Genomic DNA, 7,341 nt, shown 5'->3' with positions numbered 1-7,341 from the left:
GTATTACCTATCCTGTTCGGAACTGAAGCGTTTACTGTTCTTTTGTTAACAGCGGATTGATTCACTGAACGATTTACTACTACTGATCTTCTATTAATCGTTTTGTTTTCGCCAACGTTTATTCGATTAGCATCGGACCTTGGTGCAACATAGGTTGATGTACGGCTTGATGTTGATCCTACAGTAGCCTGTTGGCGATTATTATTATTGGATCGACTCCGTTTGGTACTGGTTCCGCTTGATCGGCTTGAAGAATTACTTCTGTTTACCGATCCACTGCTCCGGTTATTGGAACTTGATCTACTTCTGTTTACAGAACCGCTGCTCCTGTTATTCGATCGAGTACGATTTACTGTACCTGACGATCGATTAGTATTGGTTCTAGATCGATTAACAGTAGATCTGTTGCCAGACCTGGTTGTTGCGTTGGAGCGTATTGAACCCGATGATCTGGTTCGGTTAACCGTACTCCTGGTTCGGGTTACCTGAGTAGATCTGGCATTGCTCCTTATAGCGCTTCTGCTATTTTGTACTGATGCACTTCTATTTCGTACAACATTTCCTCTTGTGGCCAATCCAGTACTTCTTGGGCCGTACTCTCTTTGAACGGACCTGTTGTTATAAACGATTACCGGCCGGCCATAATATCCGTTAAATGCTGAGTATCCACCGTAGTAACTTCCGTAGTAAGAATAAGGGTCATTGTAAAATCGGTACGGATCATAGTAAGCCCACCCAAATCCTACACTGAAGTGAGGACGATAAAATTGCACAGCAAAGTAGCTGTGCCCATAATAAGCCGGACCGTAGTATCTGTAAAATGGAGGGGTATACAACGAACTGAAATGGTAAGGGTTGTAATGATGATGAACAGAACTATACGATCTTCGCACATATCTGTCATGCGCTAAATCAATTCCATAATTCATGTACCACTCTTTGGCTTCATAATCCTTAAAATAGTACTCTTCGGAATCATCCCAGCCGTCTTCATAGCCCAATACATAATCCTCTTCGTTCACTACCTGACCTGCTCTCTGCTCAACAGGAGCACGGCGATCCGGAGCAGGCTGGGTGGAAGCAGGATAGTAGCCTCGATCTTGTTGAACAGTTTCAACCTGCGTATAGCAACCGGATAAAAATAATCCTGATGCAATTAAAATCGCGAAATATTGTATTTTAAATTTCATATCGGCCTCTGGCTTATTAACAGTTCTGTAGCTTCAATGGTAAATATACACAACTGGTTTCTTAAATTGTATCACATGTCCATGTGAGTAAATGTAAAATTCTTACATTCAGAATAGCTTTTAACTTCTTTGCTTATCCTAAACCATAAATTCTACTCTATCTATAACGTTGAACCGCACGTAGTGTTGCAGGTAAAATAAATGATCACAACTAAATAACAGACTAAAGATGGTCTTGTATAGGTATTTCCATCAATCCAAAATAACAACTAAGGTCTGCTTCTTTAAGAGTCTAGTGCCCAAAAGCTCAAATCTCTCCTCTCAACGATTTGGCGATTACTTCCGCCTTCGAATTGACATGCAGCTTTTTATAGATATTCCGGATATGGGCTCTCACCGTATCAATTGAGATATCATATCTGTCGGCAATCATTTTATAGCTGAGCCCATCAACCAATCCGTTCACAATATCTTGTTCACGAGCGGTGAGATCTGATTCAGGTTTCTTTTTAACCTGATTTGTATTGAAATATTGAATCACCTTGCGAGCTATCTGAGGCGACATCGGTGCTCCACCTTTCGCCAGATCTTCTACAGCATCTTTAATTTCGGGAAGAGATGTGTGTTTAAGTAGATATCCAGAGGCCCCGGCTTTTAACGAATCAAAAATTTTATGAGAATCGTGATAAACCGTAAGCATGATTATATCGATCTCGGGATAATCCTGTTTAATAATCCCAATACCCTCAATTCCAGACATTCCGGGTAGTTGTATATCCATCAATAGAATATCCGGCAGTTCTTTCTCTTTTAAATAGTCCAGCATCTCCTCTACCGAATCAACGGCTACACCGCAGCTTATTCCGTCCTGCATGTCGAGATAGCGTTGAATCAGATTCCTGATTTTTACATTGTCTTCTACAATTCCAACTTTAATCATAACTGCTCCGCTTTTAGTGATTCATTAGGATACACGGCCTGATGCCGTTATCGAAAATCCCTGACCGTTTTTAATGCTAAGATCTGCCCCGATTCTGTCAGCCCTTAACTGCATATTTCTTAAACCCTGACCCGATTTTTTAACCTTATTTGCAGTTCTTCCATTGTCTTCCACATTTAGCTTAAAATTATTTCCATCGAAGGAAAACCGGATTTGTGCCCGAGTGGCATCAGAGTGTTTGATAATATTGTTGACTGCCTCCTTGAATATCAAATAAATATTTTCTTTTGCCTGAACAGGTAGTTTTTCATCCATTTTCAGATCATCAAAATGATAGATAACCTCACACTGATTATTGCCGAACACCTGATTGACATAGTCCTGCATTCGGTCGGTCAGGTCACCTGCCGTATCATTTCGTGCATCAATCGACCACACAATATCGTCCAGACTGGTTACAATTTTACGACTCTGTTCTCCAAGCTGACTTAAAGTATCGCGCATCTCTTTACTGATCTCTCCTGCCTGCAAAAAATCGGTCTGAAGCGCCAGCTCAGTGAGTGATGAACCAACATCGTCATGTAAATCACTGGCTATCTGAACCCTCATTTTTTCAATTTCAACCTGTTTACTCACCCGATAATAGTGAATAATAAAAAGTATCAAGCCGGAAAATAATGCTGTGGCCAATAGAATAAACCACCATTGGAAATAGAATGGAGGAAGTACCGTAAAATTAAATTCCGAAATTTCCTCACTCTGGGCTCCATCCGCGTTGTAAGCTCTTACCTGAAGTGAATAGTCGTCCGGCGGCAGGCCCGGATAACGGATTTCATTTTCCCGGGTTATCGTCCATTCATCATTAAGTCCCTTTAGTCGATGTTGATAGATAATCTGATCAGGCGCCTCGAAAGTAAGCCCGGTTACTGTAGCCTGCAAAAAGTTATAATCGTGTGTAAAACGGTACTCCCTTCCGGGTTCCACCTCGCGGCCGCTAATGGAAAGGGATTCGAATTCTAGCCCCGGTGCTGTCGAATTATTATCAATCCTGTCTGGAAAAAATCGGCTCATTCCTTCCACTGTTCCCAGCCAAATCGTGCCGTCGGAAGCCAGCAATGAACCGCCCGCATTCAGTTCGTTTGCAATTAACCCCTGGCTGTCGGTATAAGTCCGGTAGGAGAGCATCCGCTCAAGTTCTGTTTCCGAATCATAAAATTCATCCTTACGAAACAGGTAGAGTCCTCGGTTTGTACCAATCCAATATCTATTCTCACGATCCTGAACTGTAAAGTAGAAGATCGTTTCAACCTGATTAGATCGAATAAGCCTTTCAACATCACCATCTCGGTAGCGGGCCGGACCGTTGAATGTAGAAAACCACTTCTCACCCAAATGATCAATAAAAATTTCAATAACACCGTTACTCGGAAGCCCATCTGCAATAGTAATGGTTTCAAATTCACCATCAAGGTACTTTACAACACCTCCATAGGTGGCCAACCAAATTATCCCCTCTTCATCCTGCTTGATGTCCATTACGGTATTGTTGGGCAGTACATTGGATGTATTATAATGGTCATATCCATCCGTACGCAGACGATACACTCCATCGTTATAAGTCGCAATCCAGAATTCATTTTTATTTGTGTCTTCGTAAATACTCCTTACGGATTGGAAATTGATATCAAAAGCTTCGAAATCCGTAAACCTCCCCTTATCGTATATTGAAATACCCTCACGGGTACCGATCCAGAATTGATTACGGCTGTCTTCCAGAAATGTATAAACTTTGTTGTCTTGCAGTCCGTCGGTTTCATCAAACACACGGAGGTTTTCTCCGTCGTATCTGACTACACCGCCTCCGTAAGTAGCAATCCAGATATTTCCATAACGATCTTCAGTAAAACCGTTTACTACGTTGTTGGGCAATCCGGTATCAATATTGTAGCTTTGAAACAGCTCACCTGAGTAATGGGTTATACCTCCACCCAGTGTTCCCAGCCAAAGATTTCCTTCTCTATCAATGATGCTTGAGTAGATAGTGGTTGCTGGAAGGCCGTTCTCCCGGCTATAGTTTGTAAAAGATTGGCCATCAAAAAGTGCCAGTCCGTTTTCGGTACCTACCCAGATTTTATCATAAGCTTGAACGGTGATGGTGAGTACACGATTATTGTCCAGCCCATGCTGCTGATTGAATAACTGAAATTCACCATCTCTATAAAGCACTAGTCCCTCACGGGATGCAATCCAAAGGCGGTTGTATCTATCAACAATAACACTCTGTACCCGAACTTCAGGCAGACCTTCTTCATCTCCAAAATAATCACACTTACCATCTTCAAGCCGGAAAAGCCCCTCGTCTGAAGCTACCCAAATAACACCATCTTCAGTTTGAGCTAAATCATTTGCCGTGATAATACCAAGATCGTTCTCTTCGCTGTAGTGAACGAGCCTATTATTACTGTTCAGCCTCCACAATCCATTGTCGGCAGTACCAATCCAGATAGTACCCAAAAAATCTTCGAAAAATGATAATACCGCTGTATCAGATAGCTCTGATAAATATTCAGGAGTATGGAGAGAGTCTTCTTTTATAACTGTAATACCGTTTTCAGTACCTACCCAGATTTTATTTTCTGAGTCCTCAAAAAGAGTGTGTACCCTGTTGTTTGCAAGACCATTCTCTTCGTAATACTGACGAAAACGTTTCCCATCAAACCGGTTGAGCCCATACCCGGTACCTACCCAGATGTAACCTTTTGAATCCTGAATCAGATCATGCGCAACCGACTCACTCAACCCGAACTCGATAGAGTAGTTGCGGAATGGAAGAATCTGGGCAGTAGCCAAATCCTGAACCAAAAATACGGTAAGAATTAATGCCGCTATTTTTTTGCTATAGATCATCAAAATAAGCTAACAACTTCCGCCTAAGGAGCAAATCACATATTCATGCGGTTTTGACTTCATCAAACCCCAAAACTGTTTTCAAATCGATAAAGATTTAAAGAATCAATCCAACAAACTTACTTGATTGTCAATCCCTGCCAAAAACAGAAAAAGCCCCAAAATGGAGCTTTTTCAAATCCTATAATAAAAATACATTTAGCCGAGATATGCTCTGAGGGCTGCACTTCTGTTGTGATGGCGAAGTTTTCGCAATGCTTTTTCTTTAATCTGACGAACACGTTCTCGTGTAAGATCAAAGCGCTCTCCGATCTCTTCCAGAGTTAGTGAGTGTTCGCGTCCGATGCCAAAATACAAGCGAATGACTTCTGCTTCTCTTTTAGTGAGTTTAGAAAGTGCTCTTTCAATCTCCACTTTCAGAGACTCACCCATCAATTCATTATCCGGGTTGGGAATCTCTTCATTCTCAAGCACATCCAGCAACCGGTTGTCTTCACCCTGAGCAAACGGTGCATCCATAGAGAGGTGACGACCGGAAATTTTCAGTGTATCGGCTACTTCAGAAACAGTCATTTCCAGACTTTCAGCAAGTTCAGCTGCAGAAGGTACACGCTCGTATTCCTGCTCTAACTTTGAAAGTTCTTTACCAATTTTGTTTAAAGCTCCGACACGGTTCAAAGGCAGGCGTACAATACGACTCTGCTCGGCCAGGGCCTGTAAAATTGATTGACGAATCCACCAAACAGCGTAGGAGATAAACTTAAATCCACGGGTTTCATCAAACCGCTTGGCTGCTTTAATCAAGCCAAGATTACCTTCGTTAATTAAATCTCCGAGAGATAAACCTTGATTCTGATACTGTTTTGCAACTGAAACAACAAAACGGAGATTAGCTTTTGTTAACTCTTCGAGTGCTCTTTGCGATCCTTTTTGAATCTCTTTGGCCAAACGAACTTCATCGTCGGGAGTAATGAGCTTCTCTTTTCCAATTTCGTGTAAATATCGATCTAAAGATTCAGATTCGCGGGTAGAAATTCCTGAACTTTTTGCCACGTTATAAAAAGATTTCTTTAAAGTTGTGCTTGCGCCTGCATGATCTGCTATTGAAACGAGCAGTTATGAAATATGTTGTGAATCATCCCAAACTCGAACTGTCTAAGATACAAACAAAATGCATTCTTTTGAAATCCGATTTGTATTGAGAAGCGATTGGATTGTCTATTTAACTTTTCCAAGAAAAGAAGTTCCCGGCAGCGTATTTTCTATATCAAAAAACTCCAATGCTGTGGCTGTTACATCCGAAAAAGTACTTCTTATACCCAAATCTTTTCCGGGTTTTTGCGAACCGTTTACGGTTATCAAAGGGACAAACTCTCTTGTGTGATCTGTACTGTCATCTGTAGGGTCATTTCCATGGTCCCCTAAAAAGATCAGCATATCCCCTTCATCCAGTTTGTTGATCATAGCGGGTAATGCACGATCAATTTCCTGAAGTGCTTCACCATATCCTTTTGGATCCTGTCTGTGGCCATATTTTTGGTCTGTATCGATCAGATTTACAAATACAAAGCTGTTCTCAACTTTCGCACTCATCAGGCTTAGTGTTTGCGACAATCCCTCTGCATTACTTTTTGTTCGCCGATACTGGTCAAATCCTTCCTCTGCAAAAAGGTCTATTACTTTACCGATTGAATAAGTTTTTACACCGCTATCCTGTAAAAGAGAAAGTAGATTTGGCTTTGGTGGTACCATCGAATAGTCGTGCCTGTCGTCAGATAATCTCTCAAAGCTTCCGGGTTCACCATGAAATGGACGGGCAATTACGCGCCCAACCGCATGGTCTCCTGTCAACACTTCATTTCTAGCATATTCACACCATTCATATAGTTTTTCCAGCGGAACCACATCCACATGGCATGCAACCTGAAATACGCTGTCAGCCGAAGTATATACAATCGGCTTGCCTGATTTCATATGCTCTTCGCCGTAGTCGCGAATTACATCCGTACCTGAATAGGGAAGATTTGCCAAAACTCCGTCAACTCCCGCTTTTTCGCAAAACTTCCGGATTACTTCCTTAGGAAATCCATTTGGGTAGGTTGGAAACGGTTGATCCAGATGAATTCCGGCAATTTCCCAGTGTCCGCTTGTAGAATCTTTACCGGCTGAAACTTCACGCATCTTTCCATAACTGCCGAGCGGCTGATCACATTTATCCACAGACTTCAGCGGTTCTATGTTTCCAAGGCCAAGCCGTTCAAAATTTGGGAGTTTTACTTCAGTAGCCTCCAAAACGTGCCCTAA

The 7,341-nt window shown here is 41.9% G+C and carries 4 protein-coding genes and 1 pseudogene; all 5 read right to left on the bottom strand.

Translation table 11 applies throughout. The features are described 5' to 3' along the window. A pseudogene (locus tag ACESM0_RS11760) lies at positions 1–1,190 on the bottom strand (hypothetical protein); the annotation flags it as partial. A gap of 307 nt (positions 1,191–1,497) precedes the next feature. Then, positions 1,498–2,130 (bottom strand): response regulator, encoded by a 633-nt coding sequence (locus ACESM0_RS11755; RefSeq protein ID WP_372906403.1) that lies wholly within the window; start codon positions 2,128–2,130, stop codon positions 1,498–1,500. A gap of 24 nt (positions 2,131–2,154) precedes the next feature. Continuing rightward, the gene (locus ACESM0_RS11750) at positions 2,155–5,037 is read right to left on the bottom strand and encodes a two-component regulator propeller domain-containing protein (RefSeq protein WP_372906402.1); all 2,883 of its coding nucleotides are present in this window, start codon (positions 5,035–5,037) and stop codon (positions 2,155–2,157) included. Between the two features lie 198 nt (positions 5,038–5,235). Next, a complete protein-coding gene (locus tag ACESM0_RS11745; RefSeq protein WP_322572580.1) occupies positions 5,236–6,090 on the bottom strand; it encodes an RNA polymerase sigma factor RpoD/SigA in 855 nt (284 codons plus the stop codon). A 165-nt stretch (positions 6,091–6,255) separates the two neighbouring features. Next, the coding region (locus ACESM0_RS11740; RefSeq protein WP_372906401.1) for a phosphopentomutase at positions 6,256–7,341 on the bottom strand (1,086 nt) is incomplete at its 5' end.

Origin of the sequence: Rhodohalobacter sp. (genome assembly GCF_041686455.1) — a bacterium.
In the GTDB taxonomy this organism is placed as follows: domain Bacteria; phylum Bacteroidota; class Rhodothermia; order Balneolales; family Balneolaceae; genus Rhodohalobacter.
Note: the sequence above shows the minus strand (reverse complement) of the source record. Positions and strands in the feature narration are given on the sequence as shown.

What these genes read in the sequence shown, in the direction of transcription:
- ACESM0_RS11755 (WP_372906403.1), bottom strand. Translation starts at nt 2,130, where the DNA reads ATGATTAAAGTTGGAATTGTAGAAGACAATGTAAAAATCAGGAATCTG.
- ACESM0_RS11750 (WP_372906402.1), bottom strand. Translation starts at nt 5,037, where the DNA reads ATGATCTATAGCAAAAAAATAGCGGCATTAATTCTTACCGTATTTTTG.